At 43.2% G+C, this 20,311-nt stretch carries 29 protein-coding genes and 3 pseudogenes; 23 read left to right on the forward strand and 9 right to left on the reverse strand.

The genetic code is table 11. From position 1 onward, the window contains the following. Positions 1-218: 218 nt before the first annotated feature. The 3 genes and pseudogenes from JCM19039_RS27890 to JCM19039_RS08805 form a co-directional block, all read right to left on the reverse strand. Positions 219-713 (reverse strand): annotated as a pseudogene (locus JCM19039_RS27890) (transposase). A gap of 657 nt (positions 714-1,370) precedes the next feature. Next, the gene (locus tag JCM19039_RS08800; RefSeq protein WP_042426383.1) at positions 1,371-2,903 is read right to left on the reverse strand and encodes an ABC transporter permease/substrate-binding protein; all 1,533 of its coding nucleotides are present in this window, start codon (positions 2,901-2,903) and stop codon (positions 1,371-1,373) included. 92 nt (positions 2,904-2,995) lie between these two features. Further along, positions 2,996-4,029: pseudogene (locus JCM19039_RS08805) on the reverse strand (ABC transporter ATP-binding protein). 188 nt (positions 4,030-4,217) lie between these two features. Between JCM19039_RS08805 and JCM19039_RS08810 the strand changes: the two are divergent. After that, positions 4,218-4,535: a hypothetical protein gene (locus tag JCM19039_RS08810; RefSeq protein WP_042426111.1), complete on the forward strand. Its 318-nt coding sequence runs from the start codon at positions 4,218-4,220 to the stop codon at positions 4,533-4,535. Between the two features lie 1,209 nt (positions 4,536-5,744). Then, positions 5,745-6,326, forward strand: coding sequence for a hypothetical protein (locus tag JCM19039_RS08825; RefSeq protein ID WP_052398649.1), 582 nt, complete (start codon positions 5,745-5,747; stop codon positions 6,324-6,326). Between the two features lie 210 nt (positions 6,327-6,536). On the opposite strand, the gene JCM19039_RS08830 is transcribed toward JCM19039_RS08825, so the two are convergent. The 6 genes from JCM19039_RS08830 to JCM19039_RS08855 all read right to left on the reverse strand — a co-directional run bounded on the left by JCM19039_RS08830 (position 6,537) and on the right by JCM19039_RS08855 (position 11,110). Further along, complete coding sequence (locus JCM19039_RS08830; protein ID WP_238544979.1) at positions 6,537-7,289, reverse strand: DUF3800 domain-containing protein; 753 nt, start codon at positions 7,287-7,289, stop codon at positions 6,537-6,539. A gap of 194 nt (positions 7,290-7,483) precedes the next feature. Beyond that, complete coding sequence (locus tag JCM19039_RS21900) at positions 7,484-7,828, reverse strand: YolD-like family protein (protein ID WP_052398650.1); 345 nt, start codon at positions 7,826-7,828, stop codon at positions 7,484-7,486. Between the two features lie 350 nt (positions 7,829-8,178). Further along, positions 8,179-9,327, reverse strand: coding sequence for a tyrosine-type recombinase/integrase (locus tag JCM19039_RS08840; protein WP_042426118.1), 1,149 nt, complete (start codon positions 9,325-9,327; stop codon positions 8,179-8,181). Beyond that, positions 9,328-9,615 carry an ImmA/IrrE family metallo-endopeptidase gene (locus JCM19039_RS27895; protein ID WP_152550156.1) on the reverse strand — a complete coding sequence of 96 codons (288 nt, stop codon included), beginning with the start codon at positions 9,613-9,615 and terminating at the stop codon, positions 9,328-9,330. A 269-nt stretch (positions 9,616-9,884) separates the two neighbouring features. After that, positions 9,885-10,589 (reverse strand): DUF4352 domain-containing protein, encoded by a 705-nt coding sequence (locus JCM19039_RS21905; protein ID WP_052398651.1) that lies wholly within the window; start codon positions 10,587-10,589, stop codon positions 9,885-9,887. Positions 10,590-10,741: 152 nt separating this feature from the next. Continuing rightward, a complete protein-coding gene (locus tag JCM19039_RS08855; RefSeq protein WP_042426125.1) occupies positions 10,742-11,110 on the reverse strand; it encodes a helix-turn-helix domain-containing protein in 369 nt (122 codons plus the stop codon). A 145-nt stretch (positions 11,111-11,255) separates the two neighbouring features. Between JCM19039_RS08855 and JCM19039_RS08860 the strand changes: the two genes are divergently transcribed. From JCM19039_RS08860 to JCM19039_RS08945, 21 genes and pseudogenes are all read left to right on the forward strand, one after another. Beyond that, positions 11,256-11,486 carry a helix-turn-helix domain-containing protein gene (locus tag JCM19039_RS08860; protein WP_042426128.1) on the forward strand — a complete coding sequence of 77 codons (231 nt, stop codon included), beginning with the start codon at positions 11,256-11,258 and terminating at the stop codon, positions 11,484-11,486. A gap of 11 nt (positions 11,487-11,497) precedes the next feature. After that, positions 11,498-12,220: a phage antirepressor KilAC domain-containing protein gene (locus JCM19039_RS08865; protein WP_042426131.1), complete on the forward strand. Its 723-nt coding sequence runs from the start codon at positions 11,498-11,500 to the stop codon at positions 12,218-12,220. A 13-nt stretch (positions 12,221-12,233) separates the two neighbouring features. Continuing rightward, positions 12,234-12,479, forward strand: a complete 246-nt coding sequence (locus JCM19039_RS23720) for a hypothetical protein (RefSeq protein ID WP_052398652.1) — start codon at positions 12,234-12,236, stop codon at positions 12,477-12,479. Continuing rightward, the gene (locus JCM19039_RS08875) at positions 12,469-12,750 is read left to right on the forward strand and encodes a helix-turn-helix domain-containing protein (protein ID WP_042426133.1); all 282 of its coding nucleotides are present in this window, start codon (positions 12,469-12,471) and stop codon (positions 12,748-12,750) included. Before JCM19039_RS23720 ends, JCM19039_RS08875 begins: the two co-directional genes overlap by 11 nt. 83 nt (positions 12,751-12,833) lie before the next feature. Beyond that, a complete protein-coding gene (locus JCM19039_RS08880) occupies positions 12,834-13,130 on the forward strand; it encodes a helix-turn-helix domain-containing protein (RefSeq protein ID WP_042426135.1) in 297 nt (98 codons plus the stop codon). A gap of 96 nt (positions 13,131-13,226) precedes the next feature. Further along, the gene (locus JCM19039_RS24325) at positions 13,227-13,373 is read left to right on the forward strand and encodes a hypothetical protein (protein WP_193744185.1); all 147 of its coding nucleotides are present in this window, start codon (positions 13,227-13,229) and stop codon (positions 13,371-13,373) included. Then, entirely contained in the window at positions 13,373-13,564 is a 192-nt protein-coding gene (locus JCM19039_RS08885) for a hypothetical protein (protein ID WP_042426138.1), read from the forward strand. Before JCM19039_RS24325 ends, JCM19039_RS08885 begins: the two co-directional genes overlap by 1 nt. After that, complete coding sequence (locus JCM19039_RS24330; protein ID WP_193744186.1) at positions 13,561-13,710, forward strand: hypothetical protein; 150 nt, start codon at positions 13,561-13,563, stop codon at positions 13,708-13,710. Before JCM19039_RS08885 ends, JCM19039_RS24330 begins: the two co-directional genes overlap by 4 nt. A 99-nt stretch (positions 13,711-13,809) precedes the next feature. Next, entirely contained in the window at positions 13,810-13,989 is a 180-nt protein-coding gene (locus tag JCM19039_RS08890) for a hypothetical protein (RefSeq protein WP_042426141.1), read from the forward strand. Beyond that, positions 13,986-14,216 (forward strand): hypothetical protein, encoded by a 231-nt coding sequence (locus JCM19039_RS08895; RefSeq protein WP_042426144.1) that lies wholly within the window; start codon positions 13,986-13,988, stop codon positions 14,214-14,216. The genes JCM19039_RS08890 and JCM19039_RS08895 overlap by 4 nt, the downstream gene beginning before the upstream one ends. Then, entirely contained in the window at positions 14,213-15,154 is a 942-nt protein-coding gene (locus JCM19039_RS08900; protein WP_042426147.1) for a YqaJ viral recombinase family protein, read from the forward strand. Before JCM19039_RS08895 ends, JCM19039_RS08900 begins: the two co-directional genes overlap by 4 nt. Continuing rightward, positions 15,154-16,074, forward strand: coding sequence for a recombination protein RecT (gene recT, locus JCM19039_RS08905; RefSeq protein WP_042426149.1), 921 nt, complete (start codon positions 15,154-15,156; stop codon positions 16,072-16,074). The genes JCM19039_RS08900 and recT overlap by 1 nt, the downstream gene beginning before the upstream one ends. 181 nt (positions 16,075-16,255) lie before the next feature. Continuing rightward, the gene (locus JCM19039_RS21910) at positions 16,256-17,116 is read left to right on the forward strand and encodes a hypothetical protein (RefSeq protein ID WP_052398653.1); all 861 of its coding nucleotides are present in this window, start codon (positions 16,256-16,258) and stop codon (positions 17,114-17,116) included. Then, positions 17,025-17,818, forward strand: a pseudogene (locus JCM19039_RS08920) (ATP-binding protein). Before JCM19039_RS21910 ends, JCM19039_RS08920 begins: the two are co-directional and overlap by 92 nt. Further along, entirely contained in the window at positions 17,818-17,985 is a 168-nt protein-coding gene (locus JCM19039_RS24335; protein WP_193744193.1) for a hypothetical protein, read from the forward strand. The pseudogene JCM19039_RS08920 and the gene JCM19039_RS24335 overlap by 1 nt, the downstream one beginning before the upstream one ends. Beyond that, on the forward strand, positions 17,982-18,320 hold the full coding sequence (locus JCM19039_RS25365; RefSeq protein WP_238544980.1) for a hypothetical protein: 339 nt from the start codon (positions 17,982-17,984) through the stop codon (positions 18,318-18,320). Before JCM19039_RS24335 ends, JCM19039_RS25365 begins: the two co-directional genes overlap by 4 nt. 294 nt (positions 18,321-18,614) lie before the next feature. Further along, complete coding sequence (locus JCM19039_RS25370) at positions 18,615-18,785, forward strand: hypothetical protein (RefSeq protein WP_238544981.1); 171 nt, start codon at positions 18,615-18,617, stop codon at positions 18,783-18,785. A gap of 15 nt (positions 18,786-18,800) precedes the next feature. Continuing rightward, positions 18,801-19,121, forward strand: coding sequence for a hypothetical protein (locus JCM19039_RS08930; protein ID WP_042426152.1), 321 nt, complete (start codon positions 18,801-18,803; stop codon positions 19,119-19,121). Positions 19,122-19,409: 288 nt separating this feature from the next. Further along, a complete protein-coding gene (locus tag JCM19039_RS08935; protein ID WP_042426155.1) occupies positions 19,410-19,721 on the forward strand; it encodes a hypothetical protein in 312 nt (103 codons plus the stop codon). Further along, the gene (locus JCM19039_RS08940; protein WP_042426157.1) at positions 19,722-19,913 is read left to right on the forward strand and encodes a hypothetical protein; all 192 of its coding nucleotides are present in this window, start codon (positions 19,722-19,724) and stop codon (positions 19,911-19,913) included. It begins immediately after the preceding gene. Beyond that, positions 19,897-20,310 (forward strand): YopX family protein, encoded by a 414-nt coding sequence (locus tag JCM19039_RS08945; RefSeq protein ID WP_042426159.1) that lies wholly within the window; start codon positions 19,897-19,899, stop codon positions 20,308-20,310. Before JCM19039_RS08940 ends, JCM19039_RS08945 begins: the two co-directional genes overlap by 17 nt. The last annotated feature ends 1 nt before the right edge of the window (position 20,311 follow it).

A 20,311-nucleotide genomic window follows, 5' to 3' on the forward strand; every position in this document is an offset into this window, starting at 1 on the left:
GCGTAATCAACAATCCAGTCCCAAGGATAAGACCTGAAGCAGAGGGGCCCTGTCCATTTGGTAATAGTATACAATTTCTTGTCAGGAGGGGCGGTCAAGTTGCCATTATGGATCGTCTCGATTGGCGAATTTGCCCGTCCAGGTATGTGAAGGCTTTCAAGGAGCGGACTTCAGCCAGCGTGTGATGCGAAGAAGTGATTTTTCGCTTTTCATTTTAGTTAAATCAACACATTGAAGCAATACGTAATGAGCGCAAAGTAGATTTGATTCTGAACGGCCGTCTCACTCATCCCGTAAAAGTGATTAATTGGAACATGTTGCTTTACCCATTTGAAGAAAAGTTCAATCTCCCATCGAGATCAATACAGTTCATTCACCCGCCTTTAGGTCAAAAAGATTGGTGATCAGCCGTAAGCGATTGCCCTTTGAATCGTTCACTTCGAGCAAGCGAAAGACGTTTACCATTCGTTTTTGGGCTGAGCCAAAACGACCATATTTTTCTTTACCCTTGACACGAAGAAGCAGTCGTCATCCGCAAAGTGATCAAACTGTTTAACATCAATGTAACCAAAGTCAAACACATCCATCGCCACACGGTCATCCACAAGAACCTCAAGTTGGTTACGATCATGTTCGGCCGCTGGGGTGATGTTGGCTTTTTCTGGATACACCGTGTCGGGATCCAGAAAGACCAGACGTAAATGCAGCTTCACTCCGGCTTTGATTTTCGAAACGTCAACCAAGGAGCGTGGGTAAGAGGTAACGGCAATGTACTGGATTCAATCACCTCTATGGGCATTGGCGCTGGTTTTGCAAGATGAAACGTCCAAATTTGCCTGACAAGGCCTGCGAATGAAGCTTGTTATTTTGCCGAGATAACTGCGAAATACTGATGGTATTCAAGCCCAGGCTCATCCAGCATTCCGCCACTTAAGGCATGGGGGCCCCCGCAAAGCGGTGCATAGAGAAATAGCTTTATGTAGGATTCTGTCGTCAGCTTCTTACTATAGGCGTCTTGGGATCAATGTTCTACTTGTGATGAAAGTCGTGTATTCTTATCCATAGTGATGATCCTTTATATTGGATTTGGACAGAAACCACTTGTCTTTCCAGTAAAAAGGATTTTTTGTATAACAATCCATCAATTTTTGAACAGTGGGTGATTTTCCACTATTTAGAATTAATTAGTGCAATGCTAGTGGGTAACAGTTAAGAAAAAGAAACGTCGTGTTGGATAGCTCATCTCAAGTTAGTTCATAGATTGGATATCGAGATATTTAATTATTAGCATAGCTCATATGGGTTGTGATTTTTTATGAAAGAACAAACTGATGAAAAGAGACGTGCTTATACGGCTCTTTTCATCAGTTTTAGTCCATAAGACCTTGCTCAATTAAAAAGTCTAAGGCAACATCATACGGATCTTCATCCTCGATATCAACGCGGTAGTTAAGTTCAGATATTTCTTCTACTGTTCCGTAACCTTCAAGTTGATTTAAGATCGGTTCAATATCTGGGTGTTGTTCCAGCAAGAAGTTTGTGACGAGCGGTGCGGCTTGATAAGGAGGAAATAAATCCATATCATCCTCTAGTGCAACCATGTCGAACTCTACGAGTTGTGGGTCGGTAGAGAACACATCACTCACTTGGATGCTGCCGTTACTAATCGCTTGGTAACGGGTGGACACGTCGATGGACGTTACATCTGTGAATTCAAACCCATACACGTCTTCAAATCCTGCGTACCCGTCTTCACGGTCCATAAATTCAAATGTAAAACCAACACTTAAATCACTAGAGTGAGGCACTAAATCGGAGATTGCCTCGACGTCTAGTTCTTCAGCGAGATCTCTTGGCATCGCGAGGGCATACGTATTCTGAAAGCCCATTGGAGCTAGGAAATGGAAACCGAATTCTTCATATATTCCTTCTCTTGCTTGTTCGTATGATTCTTCTTCATCATAGCTGAAATCTTCTTCGTTTAATAAATCTGCTAATACTGTACCGCTAAACTCAGGATAAATATCAACATCCCCAGAGATTAACGCGTTGAAGTTCACGTTCGTTGCCCCGAGTGGTGCCACAACATCAACGGTTAAATCGGTTTCTTCTTCAATGAGTATCTTATACATGTTCGCTAAGATTGGAGGTTCTGGCCCTAATTTCCCGCCTATAACGACATCAGGTTCATCTTGGAATAGCGAGATAACCGGTTGAATGAGTACGATGAAAAGGGCGATCGTAACAATACTTATGATTGGCTTTAAAGATCCGCCTCGACGTTTCTTTGCATTTCGCTCGGTTAGACGTAAAACGAGGTCTAGCAAAATGGCAAGTAAGGCTGCAGGCAGTGCGCCGAATAAAATGTATTCATTATTCGTTCGCTGAATACCGGTCATAATGATCTGACCGAGCCCGCCGCCGCCAACGAGTGCCGCAAGCGTTGCTGTACCGACAATTAACACCATTGACGTCCGAATTCCTGCCATAATGGTTGGCATCGCTAACGGTAATTCAATCTTTCTTAAGCTTCGAAAGGAGTTCATTCCCATCCCTCTGGCTGCTTCAACGATGGCCGGATTCACTTCTTGAATGCCGGTGTACGTATTTCTTAAGATTGGCAGCAACGCATAGGCTGTCAAAGCAATAATTGCAGGTGTTGGACCGATTCCTACGAATAGAACGAGAAAACCGAGCAAAGCGAGTGACGGGATGGTTTGTAAAACAGCGGCTACGCCGATGACCCATTCTGAGTAGCGTGTGTAACGCGTGAGCAAAATGCCAAGAGGCAATGCAATGGCGACAGCAATAAGTAACGATACGAGTGAAAGTTGGACGTGCTCCCAAAAAGAATTTAGGAGGAGATCAGACCGTTCTTGAAACAGTGAAACGTAAGACTCCATAAAATTTTCCATATCGTTTTGCGACATTCAATGTTGTTTCCATTCCTAATTGAATGCGCATTCCTCTATTCTTGCACTAGGAGGGTGCATAATCATTCATTATCTATTGAGACTCTCGCTAAATCTTTGTAGGAAACAGTTCCGATAATTTTCCCGTTTTCTTGAATGGGTACCGCTGCGAGTTCGTTCGACTCTAGAAAACGAAAGGCTACTTTTATTGAGCTGGAATGATCAATCGCGTCAACGGTTTGTTGTTTTGCCCCATCGTTAATCGTTGTAAACGACTCGCCGTGCTCATCAACGATAAATTGTACATGTTGTAAGTGTGTATCGAATTTCGGTTGAATGTATTCACTCTTTTCAGTAGGAGTGAACACCTCTTTTAATGTGAGATTTCTTTGACTGGAAAAACGCCCCATGAAGCTGACACAGCTGGTGTTGCCGGGTTTTGTTGCAACTCTTCTGCTGTACCGACTTGTTGAAGTTCGCCCTCTTCCATCATCGCAATCCGATCACCGAGTATTATCGCCTCGCGCATGTCATGCGTTACGAACACGATCGTTTTCTTAATTTGTTGTTGCAATGCTTTAATGTCGGTTTGCAACTGCTCACGAACGAGAGGATCGAGTGCGCTGAACGGTTCATCCATCAGAATGATGTCGGGATCTCCAGCAAGAGCCCGTGCGACACCGATGCGTTGCTGTTGCCCGCCGGATAAATCCTCAGGCAGACGATCGCGGTACGTAGCCGGGTCCAACCCAACAAGATCGAGTAATTCATCAACGCGACGTTCAATGTCTTTTTGCTTCCATTTCTTCATCTCTGGCACAACGGAAATGTTTTCAGCAACAGTCAAGTGCGGAAATAGTGCAATTTGCTGTAACACGTACCCAATGTTCCAACGTAGCTCATGGATATCAACGTCTGTATGTGGTGAACCATTTATCGTGATGGTGCCACTCGACGCATCAATGAGCCGATTAATCATCTTGAGGGTCGTCGTTTTCCCGCACCCACTCGGACCAATGAGTACAAAAAACTCGCCGCGTTCAATCGTAAAAGATAATCCCTTTACTGCTTTTCTATTCTCTGTAAACGACTTGTCTACTCCATTAAATGTGATCAACGAGATCATACACCTCAATATTTATATTTTTCAGTAGTAGCAATGCTCTTCTCTTATACCCGATTAGTCAGCGGAATATTACTATATCAGACCACATTCGTCAATAAAAGATTGTAGGAGAAAGAAAGTTGCTGTCGTTTTTGATATGATACGGTAGGTAGAGACCATTTGTTGAGGAGTTCGTTTATATGAGAGTATGGATGATATTCGTAAGTATCGCCTTGTTAATGGGGTGCGGGGCAGTTCAAGGAAATGAAGGTTTCTTCGAAAACCATCGTGATGAAATGATTGAGCTAGACGTTGTTGATGAAGAGATTGGCTCGGATTTTAGTGAGGTAACTGTAGAAAACAATCAAGGCGGCAGTCGAGTTATTTTATATAAAAATGACGGTGTCCCACAATACAAATCGGTGTTCATCAAAAACGATCAACGACTGAAAATCATTGCCACAACGGACGATGGTGAAGACCGGGGACTCCTCTTCGAGGACGTGTTGGAACGCTAGTCGACAAAAAAAGCAACCTCTCCTAATTGATAGAGAGGTTGCTTTTTGTTGCGCCCGGCATGTGCATGGGCTCTAGGGTTGAAGTCTCGAACGGCGAAGGTCGCTGTAGTCGTTAGCGAAAGGCAAGGGTGTCTTGGGTGACCGAGAATCTGAAGGAATCCGGGGGTAATCATCGATGCCTATACGGAGAAAAACGTTGTAACAGCCTTCGCAACTCATATGAGAAAAGACTTTCGATCGAAGCTCTTCAGCTAGCGATTGACGCGGAGCAGTCCCCGCCAGATTATTCATCATTAGGATCGAGAGGCGCAGTACTGTTCAAATAATCATCGGAAGCTGTTAAAATCCAATAAGATCTTGAGAAGCATGAGCGGAAAAGGCAACACTTACGACAACATCACGATAGAATCGTTTTTCGCAACGCTGAAGAAAGATTGGATCTAAGTGATGGTATTAGCGATTATGTATTTCTTCGTCGATTGGTATAATCCGGTCATGATTGATTAAATTAATATCTCTATCTTTGCCGGTACACTGATCATATAGTTTTTGCACCTTATTAAAGTCATTTAGATGGGGCGTTGAAATGCAATACAACTTTGAAACCACAGACAAATTTGTCGAATACCCTAAAGGCAATGTACTCTCGACCAACGAAGCGGCAGAGCTATTAAATGTTACAAAAGCACGAATAGGTGCAATGTTAAACTAAGGGATATTAAAGCCGATATAATAAAAACCAAGACTCTTCTTAAATAACGAAGTTTTAGAGCGAGCGAAAGAGCAGGAAGCGCTGAGAGAGAAGTACAGACCGTACGATCAATAAGCCTCATAGCTTGCGGGCTACATAAGGGAGTGGATCAGATGAACAAGTTTCGAAGCAACCTGTACAAGCTAGCCCGTATCTTGGGAGACATTAATGCCATTAAAAGAGGAACAGTAGGCAAGCGCATAGCGAGAAGGGCAGCAGGTAAGGTCACGGGTCGAGGCTTGAGACGGATCTTTAAATGAGCGGATTGGAATATATTACTAGTAAAAAAGAATCAAAATGTCTGTCAATTTGTGTTATAATTGAAATCCATCTTTTGCTCGTTTATCGGGCTTTTATCCCTGTAGCCCATGCAGGGATTTTTTATGCACAAAAAGACGCACTCTCCAACTCATTGCTACATATAATTATTTATTGCTTATGTAAAGGAGAGACTGATTTTGGATAACCATCATTTAGGAAACAACAGACGGTGTGTAAACTATTATGATATTAACAACAATCTAATTAATGGTCCTGGTGAGGCGGGTACGGAACCGCCAATTGGTCCAACAGGTATTGGTATTACAGGTCCAACAGGTCCAACAGGTCCTACGGGTGGTGTAGCACCTACATCTCTAGCTTTTGGGTCATTGAGAGGAGATTCAATTCAAAATCCTATTATAATTGGTGATTCAGTGCCATTCGATGTAGTGGGGAGTTTATCTGGTATTGGAGTTAGTCCATCAGGAAACGAATTGGTGATTGAGAACGATGGTCTATATCAGATAACTATTTCTGTATCCGCCGAAGTATCAGCAGAGCCAGATTTGAGCCTACCTTTTTTATCTGGTTTAATTACAGTTAATGGATCACCTATATTTGGTGATGTTACTTCTCTGTTTCAAGTCCCTACTCGATCAAGTACAAGTTTTGTTGTTCAGGCTGATCTTTCTGCTGGGGATATCATTGGAGTTAGTATATCTTCAGAAACGATATTAGGTTATATTGGTAGGTCTTTGACCGTTGTACAAATTGCATAAAAAAGGCACGTCTTTCAAGACGTGTCAACAGCAGAAATTGGAGCGGACGGTACTAGGTTGATCTATGTGTTTGTCTTTTATTCATTTTGATAAATATTTATCGACAATAAAGACATAAAAATAGCCACCCAATATCACCTACTAAGTAGCTCACATATAAACGCAAGCCTTCGGTTCAATCGGGTGGTTTTTCTGTATTATAAACTAATATTAGAAAGTTTGCAAATGTTTTTGGGGGCAGGTTTGAAGTTCCAGTGTCGATAGGGATGGTTCCATTTTGTTTTCTAATGCATTTCCATTTCCGGTGCTCATTCCTACGTTAAAGTTAGGCTTCCATTCTCTAATATAACTGGAGATATGTTTGTAAAGTTTCTCTTTAGCTATTGTACGCTTTCCGCGCCGAGACTTACCAGGTGGGATTTTCAAGAAGTCCCCATTTAATTTACCATTCATTGCTCCTGTGACAATGTCAGCGCATTGCAAAATAGTATGATCCTTTGAATCTGCCTCGACAATTTGATCATATCTGATTCTTAAACAAGCGTCTTGAAACTCAGAAGAGAATTGGAGATTATAGATAAATTCTCTAAATTCATCAACTTTTTCTTTTTTATCAGGGAATTGATCAAAGAAAAACCTTGCGTTAATCGGCTCATCAATAGAAGAATACTTTAGACCAAAAGCATGCTTTATGAACTGATAATATAGCTTAAAATATGAGTCTTCGAGTTGTTCTTTTGCATATTTCGTAACCAAATGATCACTAAATTCATTTTGTAAAAACATTACTCTCATTTTTACTTTGTCCTCAATAACAAAATTCATGAAAATGTCCATTAAGCCCTTATATTTTTCCAGGTATGAAGCAGAAACCTTTGACCATTTCATTTCAGAATTCAAGTTATTCTGATACCTATATAAATCTAAAGCATTGCGTACCTCATCTATGTGGGTAGAGCGCACAAGGCTCCTCCATAAAAATGACTAAATTTAGCACCTCTACTACTTGATTCATCGCAATATATTATATATTCCATTTACTCCGACCCCCTTCCTAGGTAAATATTATACATTATACAATATTTACCTACAATATAGCTGAGGTAAGAGTTCCGTTTATCTTGTGGATAAGTTTTAATTTTAAGTATTGGCTTTCATCACCTAGCCCATATATTGCTAACCACATCAAACTTTAAGTAGTGAACATCCTCGCCAGCCAACACATGAAACTGCCGTTGATCGTGATTAACATAATGGCAGTGACCGAGCACCTCAAAAAACAACCCATCCTGCCAGTAAGTAAACTTAATCAACTGGTTATGCTCCATGCAGTCATTAAGGACGAGAGCAAACTCATCCCACTGCTGCTCATCCAGAACGGGCTTGGCGACCTTTTTATGGTCCTTCTGATGATCCAGCCACGCCTCGCGCCACTCGGGCAAAATCATTCGACTTGATTCCCAGCGCATGTTACTCCCTGGCGTTAATTTATTTCCTCTCATCATGCACCCCCTCGATCGGGAATTTATTTTCATTATATGCGAACAAACGTTCTTTATCAAATGTTAAAAAATAGCAGTGTTTTACTACTGCACTTCACGAAAGGTTACCAATTTGTGACCAAACGACCTCATATCAAAACAAAAGCGGTTCCAGCAAATGCTGAAACCCGCGTCGTTATTAGTGTTTAGATGGAGCTTCCTACCGGGCTTGAACCGGTGACCTCATCCTTACCATCTCCGTGCAAGGATAAAAAACCTTTTTTTGTCGTAACATCTCATTTTCCAGTCACCACCCCTGAAATACTATTAAATCAATGATTTGTAATGTAATCTCAGTCTATATTCTTTTATCAAGTCACCAAACCAGTCACCCTCTTAGTGTAATCTTCGCCGAATAACTCTGTACCGATTTCCTTAGCTGCAGCTTCTTGTAAGCCGGGTAAAAGGTGAGAGTATGTGTCGATGGTTACTTGGACAGATGAATGACCGAGTCGTTCTTGCACCACTTTCGGGTGGAAGTTGAGGCGTAGTAATTGAGTAGCATGAGTATGGCGTAAATCATGAAAACGTATTTTCTTATTTTTGGATTCGTCGAGTAAGCGGAACCATGTCCTTACAAGGTTTCGCGAGGACACGTAAGTACCTAGAGATGTTGCAACCACGATGTTTTGATCATCATATGCTGATCCTATCCTCATTTTCTCCTCTTTTTGCATTTTATCGTGCTTCTTTAAAGCATCAATTGTTTCTTGTGGAATCGATACAAGTCGCTTACCTGTCGCTGTTTTCGTAGCACCTACAGTACCGTCACGTTTAAGTGACCCCTCAATAGATAGCGTTTTCCTCGTAACATCAACCTTATCCCAAGTCAGAGCGAGGATTTCCCCCTGCCTCATCCCTGTGGCTAAAGCTAGATGAAAAGCAATATAATATTGTGTACCCTCGGCCACTTTCAAAAAGTGCTTCACCTCATCACGATCCCATACCTTAATTGCAGGCGTTTTGCTTGCGGGTAGATCAGCCAACGCAGCAGGGTTCATTTTCAACTTCCCTTTTTTAACGGCTGAGTTTAATGATGCTTTACATATGCTGTGGTGCATCTTTCGGATCGTGGCGGCGGATAGTTTTTTCTCATTATAGAGATGGTCATAAAAGGTATCAAACATATCGACACGTAAATCAGCAAGCGTGACATGCCCTAAATATTCATTAATGTGTAGGTCAATGCTATGTTGATAACTTTTAATTGTGCCAGTTTCTAGCGTGTTTCGCTTTGTGTATAACCACGCTTTCAGATAATCCTCAAAAGAAGTTTGGTCAGGCTCTTGATATTCTCCTGCCTCGATCTCAGCAATGAGTTTGTTCATTGCTTTTTCTGCATCTTCTTTTCTAAAAAAACCCGATACACGCTTTCTGATTCGTTTACCTGTACGTTTGTCGTAACCTACGGTTACTTGAAAAGAGTATTTACTGCCGCGTTTTTGTATGTATCCTCTCATTTATCTCATCCCCCACATATACTGCTTGTCCCTGCGTATTTGTTGCACGCGTTTTTCAGCATCTCCATAAGGCACAATAAACTTATTGGTGACCATTGACACAGCATTCCTTCCGGAAGATTTTTTAATGACTTTTTCCACCAAATGGCGGGGCATAGAAGCGTTATAGGCAAATCGTTCAGCTGTATTCTCTAAATAGTCAGCTTGGATTGGAAGAGATTTATCCTGTCTGCCATCTTGTGTTTTAATATGGCCGAGCTCGTGAAAGTACTCTTTGCGTTGGATAATTTTGCTTTGGTAGAATCAATGATAATGATCGATAAGCCGTTAGTACGTTTGATGCTACCAGAAGTCCAGTCAGAATAACGTAGCTTAATGTTAAATATTTCAGATAGGTTATCCAAAGTTAAACATGAAACAGAATGAATATGGTTCTCTTTAAAAAGAGCATCAACATATTCTTCCATATTAGCATGCAACATGATAATCACCTCTTTTTGGGAATGTATGTTCGTATTTAAGGTGAAGTAATTGCCTGATTGAACAGGGCAATTTGTTTATAGATCGATTTCTATTTTTATGTCTTCACCAAGATCATCCCATGAATCCGTATCAAAAGGTGCGCTATATCGAAGTTCAACACTAGTCACATCTTCTGCCATTGAATTCTCTAAAATATAAATTGATGATCCAGATTTTGTCACATTACCGAAATAATCTCCATCTAAATGGTCGCTAAACCACATATCTGGATCTAATTGTTCGCCTGTATCAGTAATTAGTTTAGCTTGAGATGCGTAGAATGTAACATCATCATCACTAGTATTTTCCACAACCATATCAACTTGGATATATTCTACTTCAGGATCATCTAACATGTCTGCTGCCATGCCCTCAAAAACTGCTGAAACTCCGTTTACCTTTTCAATTTCCAAAACAATAGGGCCGGACTCGATGGTATCAATATCTTCATTTAAGCTCACTAAAGTTTGCTCTCCGTTTTCATCGGAAACAGTCTCTCCTACAACATGACCGCCCTCAGTCGCAGGGGCATCATCAGATTCTTCATTATTAACTTGCTCATCGTCCTCAAGATCATCTTCGTCATCATCAACTTCATCGTCGTCTACTGTATCGTCATCTTCTTCAGATGCATCCGCCTCATCAATTAAGTCAGTGTCAGACGGTTCACTTGAGTCATCTCCACAAGCTGCTAAAACTAACATTGATCCTAATCCAATAGATAATAAGTACTTCTTCAAAAAAAAGCCCCCCATAGTACATTTTATTTATATTAATGATTTCATTAATAACTTCAATGGTAGAAGTTGCCTTTAAAACAACCAAAAGTCACGTTACAAAAGATGTTCCTATGATTTAAAATATAAGAATATTGATTACAGGAAGAGTCAAATCACTTCTTCTTTTTCTCTTCCTTTTCTTCCTCTTCTTCAAGAATCCTTAGAAAAGCCTCTACTTTACGCTTTTTTTCCTCTGATCCCACATCCATAAATCCACCGGAAGCAAATATGCTCACATCTGTTTCATCGAAGTTTTTGACGTCAGAACGACCTAGTAAGTAATCAGATGTTACTTCATAAAAGTCAGCAAGCTTATTAAGAGTGGTAGAATCCGGCTCTCTGCGTCCTGATTCGTATCCTGATAACGTATTGTTTTTAACGCCGATCTTTTCAGCAACGAAAGTTTGCGATAAACCTCGCGTTTCGCGTAAATGCCGTAGACGTTTTGCTGTGATTTCTATCACTACGACCACTCCGTTCATTGTTCTCACCCCTTATTTTAATATAAATTCACGTAAAGAGAAATTAAATTCGCAAATTGAGCAATTGAATGTTGACATTCGCGTAACGAGCATTTATTATAAGTATTAAGAAGTTCGCGATACGCGATGAAGGAGGTGCTCATGAATGGTTGGAAAAAAGGCTAGAGAGATAAGAATTAGCAAAGGTATCCAACAATCTTTTGTCTCTAGGAAACTAGGATACAAGTCACCGTCTAGTCTCAATGATATTGAAATGGGCAGAAGGCAATTAAAAGCAGATCAAATACCTTTGTTAGCTGAAATACTTGGTGTTTCCGAATACGAGCTTTTTTTTAATGAAAATGTTCGCGATTCGCGCAATAAAACCACAGCTTAGGAGGAATTCAAATGAACGAACTCATCAAAACCCAAACAAACGATAACGGCGAGATTCTCGTTTCGGGCAGAGATCTACATGATTACTTCGAAAGCAACGAGCGGTATTCAAAATGGTTTAGCAGGATGCTTGGATACGGCTTTACCGAAGATGTAGATTTCACAAGTGTACAAAAAAGTACGGTTGTAAATAACGGAGCGTCAAGGAATTTAATGGACCACCACATCAAGCTAGACGCGGCCAAAGAGATTGCAATGCTGCAACGTAGCGACCGGGGCAAGGAAGCTAGGCAGTATTTCATCAATCTCGAAAAGCTCTGGAATAGTCCAGATATGGTGATCAAACGGGCGATGGACTTTCAGCAACAAAAAATTGAGACATTGGAACATCGGATTCAATTGGATCAACCGTATACGCAATACGGTAGGGCAGTCTCCAGTAGTGATGGGGCAATCAACATTGGAGAATTTGCAAAAATCATCTATGAAAAACACGGGATTAAGATGGGCCGAAACAAGATGTTCTATTGGTTGAGAGAGAAAGGCTATCTCATTGCACAAGGTCGTGAGCGCAACAACCCCAAGCAAAAGTACATCGAGCAAGGTCTCTTTGAGTCAGTCCCAAAGGTCATCAGCCGGGTTGAAAAAGATATTCACACAAGCACGACATTAATCACAGGCAAAGGGCAATTGAAGATTATCGAGCTACTACTGCAAGAAAAACAAGTCAGTTAGGAGCGTGATCCCCGTGAGCTATGAAGTTGTCAAAGATCGATTTGAAGAGCTGATGCTTGATAGTGAAAGGCGAGTACTCAGTGATATGGAACTTACTGAATTACACGAAAGTGCAACGTACCTCGAAAACTACGCTTGGGAGTATAGCAAGTTAAACGCAATGTCGTTTGTTGCCTACGCCACAGGAGATGACGACTGGCAACATGAGATATGCGCAAGTCTTGACCAACTTAAAGGAGGAGAAAAGGATGAGCATTGAGGATACGATCCGACAAGCCGTGAAGGAAGCAATCGAGCCACTTGAAAGGCGGTTTGATGAGTTACAAGTGCATAACGATCCCTACCCTCGACGGCTGACGGTCAAAGAGGCGGCGGAGATACTGAGGGTGTCAGAGACACGAGTGAGAGAGATGGCGAATCACGCTGAGGGGTTTCCGCATACGAGAGAGGAAGGCAGGAAGACGAGGATTTTCATATCAAGAGATAAGTTATATCAATGGATGGAGAACAACGCTGACCTCATCTCATAATTCAGCATACCGTGAGCAACAGCCTGCAATCTATGACAAACAGTCATTTATGACAATCCATCATATTTGGGAGGTGAGAAGATGTGGACGGCACGCAAGCACTAGGCAAAATATTTAGAAAGGCTCGCAAAAAACAAGGCTTAACACAACTAGCACTAGCGGCAATGCTCAACATAGACCAGGCTATAGTATCTCGTGTCGAGAGCAGTAAGATGATCCCGGATTTTTACACTACACGTGAGTGGGCGAGGCAACTCAATTGCCAAGATGCAGTGATGATCAACTTTTTAGGCACTGATGCCCCGGTGGTCATCCAACAGATGGTGGAGACGCTGTCAGGCGTAGCGGGATTTATCACGATGTTAGGAGTGATCATATGAGCGAAAAAGTACAAGGCCGTTTGGTCGTCGGGCTGTTTACCGCAGCATTAATAACCGCAGTTGTTGTAGCTGATTACGTATTTTAGGAGGGATGACATGTATGTAAATCAATTGGTTAACTCTTTAGGGAATTTGCAAGAAGCATCAAAGGAAATGTCGCCAGATGCGATGGTGTCAGTGAAAAACAGGGATCTTATCGCGGCGCTATGGTACATCGACAAATTACTAAAGGAGCGAGACTGATGATCGAAAACACAATGCTACTCCCGCACAAGTACTTGGACCCGGTCGAGCCAATAGTAGTCGGCAAATGCGAAGGCTGTAGCGACAATGTACATGAAAACGATGAACATTTGGAAATCGACGACGTGCTCCTTCACGATGACACAACTTGCATCGCAAATCATATTAGAGAGGTGGCAGTGCGCAGATGATAACGGATAGGGACGTTAGATACTACATCGTCAATCACATTAAGGTGCTCGGCTTAAAACGAGGCATTAGGCAGGTGGCAATGAGGTTAGGCTTTGACGAGCAAGTGATCGTGGACATTTATTTGGACAAAAAAAGAGCCGTTTGAGCGGGCACTCAAAACGACTCGGGGGTTAAACACAATAAATTATATCCCCAGTATACCGTATGACCCCGCGGTTATCAACTGGGCACAGGAGGCGGCAGAATGACCAAATATAACGTTACCGTAGTAATTGATGTTAGAAAAGATATCGAAGTGGAAGCAAAAAGCGCAGATGCTGCAATTAACAGAGCGAAGCATAAAAACGCACAAGGTGATGCCGTTACGAAGCGCTTTTCAGAAGAGACTCATTATACCGCAAGGGTGGTAGGTGATTCAGAATGACAGTAAGAGAGTTAATAGAAGAGCTTATCAAACATGATATGGATGCGGAAGTGCGTGTTTGCGTTAATAAAGAACAGGTTTATGAAATTACGAGCGAAATTGCTTTTTATAAAAAGTATTGGTATGGCAATGAATTAAGTTTAGAGGTCAACCTCGAAGACCATTTGCTTATTAAAAAAGACGATTACGAAGAACTACTGCAAATAAAGGAGGACCCGACGGCATGACACAAGCCATTTTAAACACAGCGGAATTAAGTCAATCAGAATGGCTCGAACAACGTAAGCGTGGTATAGGTGGATCGGACGCATCTGCCGTTGCTGGACTTAACCGTTGGAAATCGCCAATCGTCGTGTATATGGAAAAGACCGGAGAAATCAAATCTGAGTCATCAAACAGTGAAGCGGCCTATTGGGGCAATGTGATGGAGGACACCGTTGCTAAAGAGTTTACTCGTCGCACAGGACTAAAAGTCCGTAGGCGCAATGCTCTACTGCAACACAAGGACCATGATTGGATGCTTGCTAACGTTGACCGTATGGTAGTCGGTCGCAATGAGGGTCTTGAGTGCAAAACTGCATCCGAGTACCTCAAAGGCGACTGGGAAGCCGAGGAGATTCCAGCCTCGTATTTACTCCAATGTCAGCACTACATGGCAGTGACAGATGCAGATGCTTGGTGGATCGCTGTTCTCGTCGGTGGAAATAAGTTTATCTATAAGAAAATCGAGCGCGATGAGGAACTAATTGACCATCTTATCGCCATTGAAAAAGACTTTTGGGAAAATCATGTGCTTGCTAACAATCCCCCATTACCGGACGGATCACAAGCATCAACGGAATTTATGGATGCGTTGTATAAGGACTCAGAGCCCGATTCTGAGACAGAGTTGCCAGTGGACGCAGAAACACTCGTTAACGATTGGAAACAGGCTGAGGAAGACGAGAAGGACGCAAAGAAGCGCAAGGATGAAGCGAAGAACAGGTTAAAAACGCATCTTGGCGAGCATGAACGTGGCTATGTCAAAGATCACATTGTCAATTGGAAACCAGTGACTTCAGAGCGTATCGATAGCAAGCGTTTGAAGCTTGAAAAACCGGATTTGTATCAAGAGTATAGCAAAGCATCATCTTATCGACGCATGACCATTAAGGAGGCTAAATAATGGCTACGAACAACTCAGTAAAAGGTGAATTGGCAAACAAAAAAAATAATGATGCAGCTAAACAAGATAACACCCCAGCAAACACGATAGCGGCGTATCTCAAAAAGATGGGACCGGAGTTTGAGCGTGCGATGCCGAAGCACATGGACGCAGATCGGCTTAGCAGAATCGCATTGACTACCATACGGCAAAATCCGGCATTACTTGATGCGACGATACCATCTTTAATGGGTGCCGTTATGCAAGCGGCGCAACTTGGACTGGAACCCGGATTAATTGGTCATTGCTATCTTGTTCCGTTCAACAACAAGAAGAAAGGCGCAGATGGCAAAGATTATTGGGAAAAAGATGTGCAATTCATCATGGGCTACAAAGGCATGATTGACCTCGCTCGCCGGTCCGGTCATATCAAGAGCATATACGCTCACACTGTGCACGAGAATGATGAGTTTGAATATGAGCTAGGGCTAGAGCCTAAACTCGTTCACAAGCCCGCCACAGGTGATAGAGGAGCCATGGAATACGCCTATGCAGTCGCTCACTTTACGGATGGCGGATACCAGTTTGAGGTGTTTAGCAAGCATGATATTGACCAAGTGAAAAAGCGTAGCAAGGCAGGGAACTTCGGTCCGTGGAAAACAGACTACGAGGAAATGGCAAAAAAGACGGTTGTCCGTCGGATGTTTAAATACTTGCCGATCAGTATCGAGATCCAACAACATGCTGCACAAGATGAAACAGTTCGCCGAGACATTACAGAAGAAGCTGAAAAGGTAGACAACATCATCGATCTCCCGAACTATGAAACACCGAACACCATTGATGTACCGGACGACGAGCCTGAAGAAGAGAAACCAAAAGATAAAAAGAAACCAACAAAAGAAGAGAGCGCAGAAGACATCGCGCTGGAATTTGAGTAATGAATGACGAATACCGGGTCCTCCTCCCTCCTTGGCTAGTAGCTATTAGGCGGGAGGAAGAATCCCAGTTTAAGCAGTCGGTCATTAGTTATGTCGCCAAAGGGCGACCGGAGTACAAGGTGACGAGTGTTAAAGGCAGTTATGCGATATGTAGGCGTAATCGATAGGGAGGAGGGGGATCGTGCAGGGATACATCAAAGACCACCGCAAAGAGCTCGATAGCGATATATGGATGATGCCCCCTCACTACCATCGTATATGGCAGTACCTAAAGTATATGGTCAATCATCAAGATAAGCGGATACCGATGGATGAGAGCTTCATGACCATTAAAGCCGGACAACATCTCACATCGATAAGAAAGATTGCAAGAGGGGTCGGATGGTACGAGCGCGGTCAGTTTAAAGAGCTCAATCCCAAGACAGTTTCAAAGGTTTTGGAGTGGTTAGTGGATCAGGGCATGATCAAAGTGAGTAACGGTCAAGGTAACACCAAGTATACACTTGTAACCCTTATAAACTGGGAATCTTATCAAACAAAAGACAACGAAAGTAACAGCGAGGGAACAGCAAGGGAACAGTCCGTGGATACAAACAAGAATGTAAAGAATGACAAGAATGATTATGTTGTTGTTGATGATACGCGTGAACAAAAATCAAATCATGCTGTGGATGCCATAGCAGAACGATATGCAGATTTGAGAACGATGCAGGAAGGCAAAGAGATTTATCCGAGCATTAGCGATTATTATGCCATCGCCCAGGTTGTCGCCCGTGGTATACCGTTGCCACAAACAATCAAATGGCTGGACCAATGCTTTGAAGAGTATCAAGAGCGTGATCCTAATGGAGCGATTAAGAGTTTTAAATACTGCATGAAGTATATCGAGAGCAGGCATGAACAGCATTTAGCTAAAGATCAAGCGAAAGAGGTGAAACCAAATGCGAGACATGGGAACAATCCTCAGCGAGATATGGGCAAAGGCAGAACAGGCCAAGAGCAATTCGTCCCGGAGTTCGTCGGACGATACAAGCGTGCATAAATGCCCCCGTTGCCGTGATATTGGCGGGTGGTCGAGTCTACGGACGATAAGCGCGAGTTTTATGTTAAATGCCCGTGCCTTAAACAGCGCAAAGCCGAGGAGTTACTCGCAGGCAGTCAGATGACTGAGGAGTTCAAAAAGCTAGGATTCTCACAATTTGAGATTGAGGGCAAGCCACAAGCCATCAAGGACGCCTACCAAACGGCGCACGATTACTACACGGCATTTGATGAGGTGCGCGAGGATCGACAAAACAGCATTGCCTTGCTCGGTCAACCGGGTAGCGGCAAAACGCATCTATTATCAGCTCTAGCAAATAACCTCATACGCAAAAAAGGCGTGGCGGTGCAGTACTTCCCGTTTGTCGAAGGGTTTAATAACTTGAGAGATGATCTGAGTGCATTGGACGGAAAGATTGACCGGATGCAACGTGTAGATGTGTTGTTAATTGATGACTTATTCAAACCTGCAAAAGGAGATCCTCGGGCAACGCCTTGGCAAGTAGACCAAATGTACGCAGTAATCAATCACCGGTATCTCAATCACAAGCCGGTCATGGTATCGTCTGAGCTTGATATAAACGCCCTGTGTAACGTCGATGAGGCACTAGGTACTCGGATTTTTGAGATGTGCAAGGACTATATCGTGACGATACAAGGTGATCGATTTGAGCTTAATCACAGATTGGCAGGTGCTATGTAATGTGCAAAACATGCGACGACACCGGGGCAACATGGACAGACCTCAGCTACGGTAGCACGGTCAGCCAATGCCCGGATTGCACGGACGATGAACGGCGGCGCAGACAAGAAGAGCGGGCGCGGTTGCTCGCAAAGTGGGAATCGGATATGAGGAGGTGGGCGGTGTGAAAGATGTACACGTTTTATCGCTAGGTGCAGGAGTACAGTCAACAGCGATGCTCTACATGAGTTTGAGAGGCGACCTACCTAAACCAGACTACATCGTCTTTGCGGATACAGGTTGGGAGCCGCAAGACGTTTATGACCACGTGGAGTTTTTAAAGCGAGAGTGTGAGCGATACGGACAAGAGTTAGTCATCGTTAATAACGGCAATATCAAAGACGACATGCTTGAGAGCGCACGCACAGGCAAACGCATGGCGTCACTCCCGTACTTTACCTACAACCCAGACAAACATGAGGGGGATGGTTATGCGGCAGTGCACACACGAGTACAAAATTAAGCCGATTAAGGACTTTGTACGCCGAGAGCTAGGGTATGAGACTAGACAAAAGATTAAAGAGACAGTGCATATGTGGCGGGGGATTAGCACAGATGAGATCCAGCGTGTGAAGGGCAGTGAGGACAAGTGGATCGCTTACGAGCATCCGTTGATTGATAAAAACATGAATCGACTCGACTGTATGAATTACATCGAGCGCGCGGGTTACAGCGTACCTCCAAAATCCAGCTGCATCGGATGCCCCTTTCACAATAATTACACTTGGCGGGAGATTAAGCTAAACGATCCTAAATCATGGGAGACGCGGTTGCTGTTGATAAGGCGATCCGCAACCATGCCAATTTTAAGGATCAAATCTATCTCCACCGATCGGCGTTGCCGTTGGATGAAATCTACTTTCAAGAGGATCAGATGGACCTCATCGACTACTTTAACAACGAGTGTGAAGGATTCTGCGGAGTATAAAAAGGAGGCTATCTCATGACCAAATACGTAACCCCAGAACAATACGACCAAGCCAGTCAAATCGGTATCAGCCCCGACCACGTACACACACGTCTGGCGCTTGGATGGTCAGTTGAGCGAGCGACCACAGAGCCGCCTAAGCGGTATAAAAATTACAAGTATGAGGTGCGGGAAGAGGATTTACCGGATGGCGTCACCTTAGAGGCATATTGTCAAAGACGCGCTAAAGGCATGAGCCAGCAGGATGCGGCAACACGGCCATGGCAGATGAGCAAGTTTAGAGCTAGGAGCTTTAAAGACGCAGTAAGAGAGGGAGAAGGGCATGACACTAACTGAGTACGCAGATGCAGTAATCAACGACATGAGCGACGCCCAGATCACTGAGCGCTATCAGATAACGCCAGGCGAGCTACGGTCGATGCGGCGGAAATGGGGCGTGGCAGAGTCAGGCACTATGCAAGGTGACCGTCATGGGCACTATGTTCCGCCTGCGTTTACAGCAGAGCAATATCGAGAGTGGTCGGAGCAAGGCTCAAACGTGAGGAGATCGGCAAGATGTTTGGGAGGTCGGCGACGTGGGTTACAGCGCAAAAGAGGAAATTACGGAGAGAGGGTGTGGAGTGAGTGGATATACACATTACTGATTACTACAAGATCACAACCGTGCCGTTGAATTATGTAGTTTATGAGCGCCGCGAAAAGCGAAAGGATGGTAAACCTACAGGTGATTTTGCGTGGACGAATATATCCTATTGCGGTTCGTTCGAAAAAGCCGTTAAGAAAATTATCGAGAAGGAACAGCACCGTATGGATGTGAGTAACCTTGAAGAACTTTTACAGGCATTTGATACCAAGAAAAACGAGGTTATAGATGCTGTCAGATCTTTACCGAGTACACCAGAGTTACCAGAGAAGCGAGCAAAGGAGGCGGAGTGAGTGGAAGATATGGAGGTCAATCTATGCGATGAGTTATGGATGTCAATGGACATTGACAGTGACGGTAAAGATTATTCTTTATCAGTTTACACCAGAGAAGGCGTAATTCATTTTCCTATAAGTAAGCAACTATACGCATTATTGCGAAAAGAGTTGAGCGAGGAGGCGGCGGGCGATGAGTGGAGAGATTAAGTTTCGCGGAAAATCAACTTTGAGCAATGATGAAATGGATGAGCGTGGTGTTGAGCATCAAAATGGATGGGTATACGGCAATCTTATTGAAAATGGAGATCATCCTTTTATCGTTGGCGATATTGTTGACGTTGATTCAGAGTATATCGCTCATGCCTGGTGGATGGGTATTGATCCTGAGACGGTCGGGCAATACACCGGAATCAAGGATAAGCATGGCGTTGAGGTCTATGAGGGGGATGTATTATTTCATGAAACGATAGGTAAAAAAGCTGTGGTTGAGTATGATTTCAAATTTCTGAGCGAGTTAGAAAAGTTGAGTTGGAGTTACGTCCAAGTAATCGGCAACATCCACACTCACCCGCACTTATTGGAGGATAATCATGGCACAGCTTAGG

The organism is Geomicrobium sp. JCM 19039 (genome assembly GCF_000698145.1).
In the GTDB taxonomy this organism is placed as follows: Bacteria; Bacillota; Bacilli; order Bacillales; family Marinococcaceae; genus Geomicrobium_A.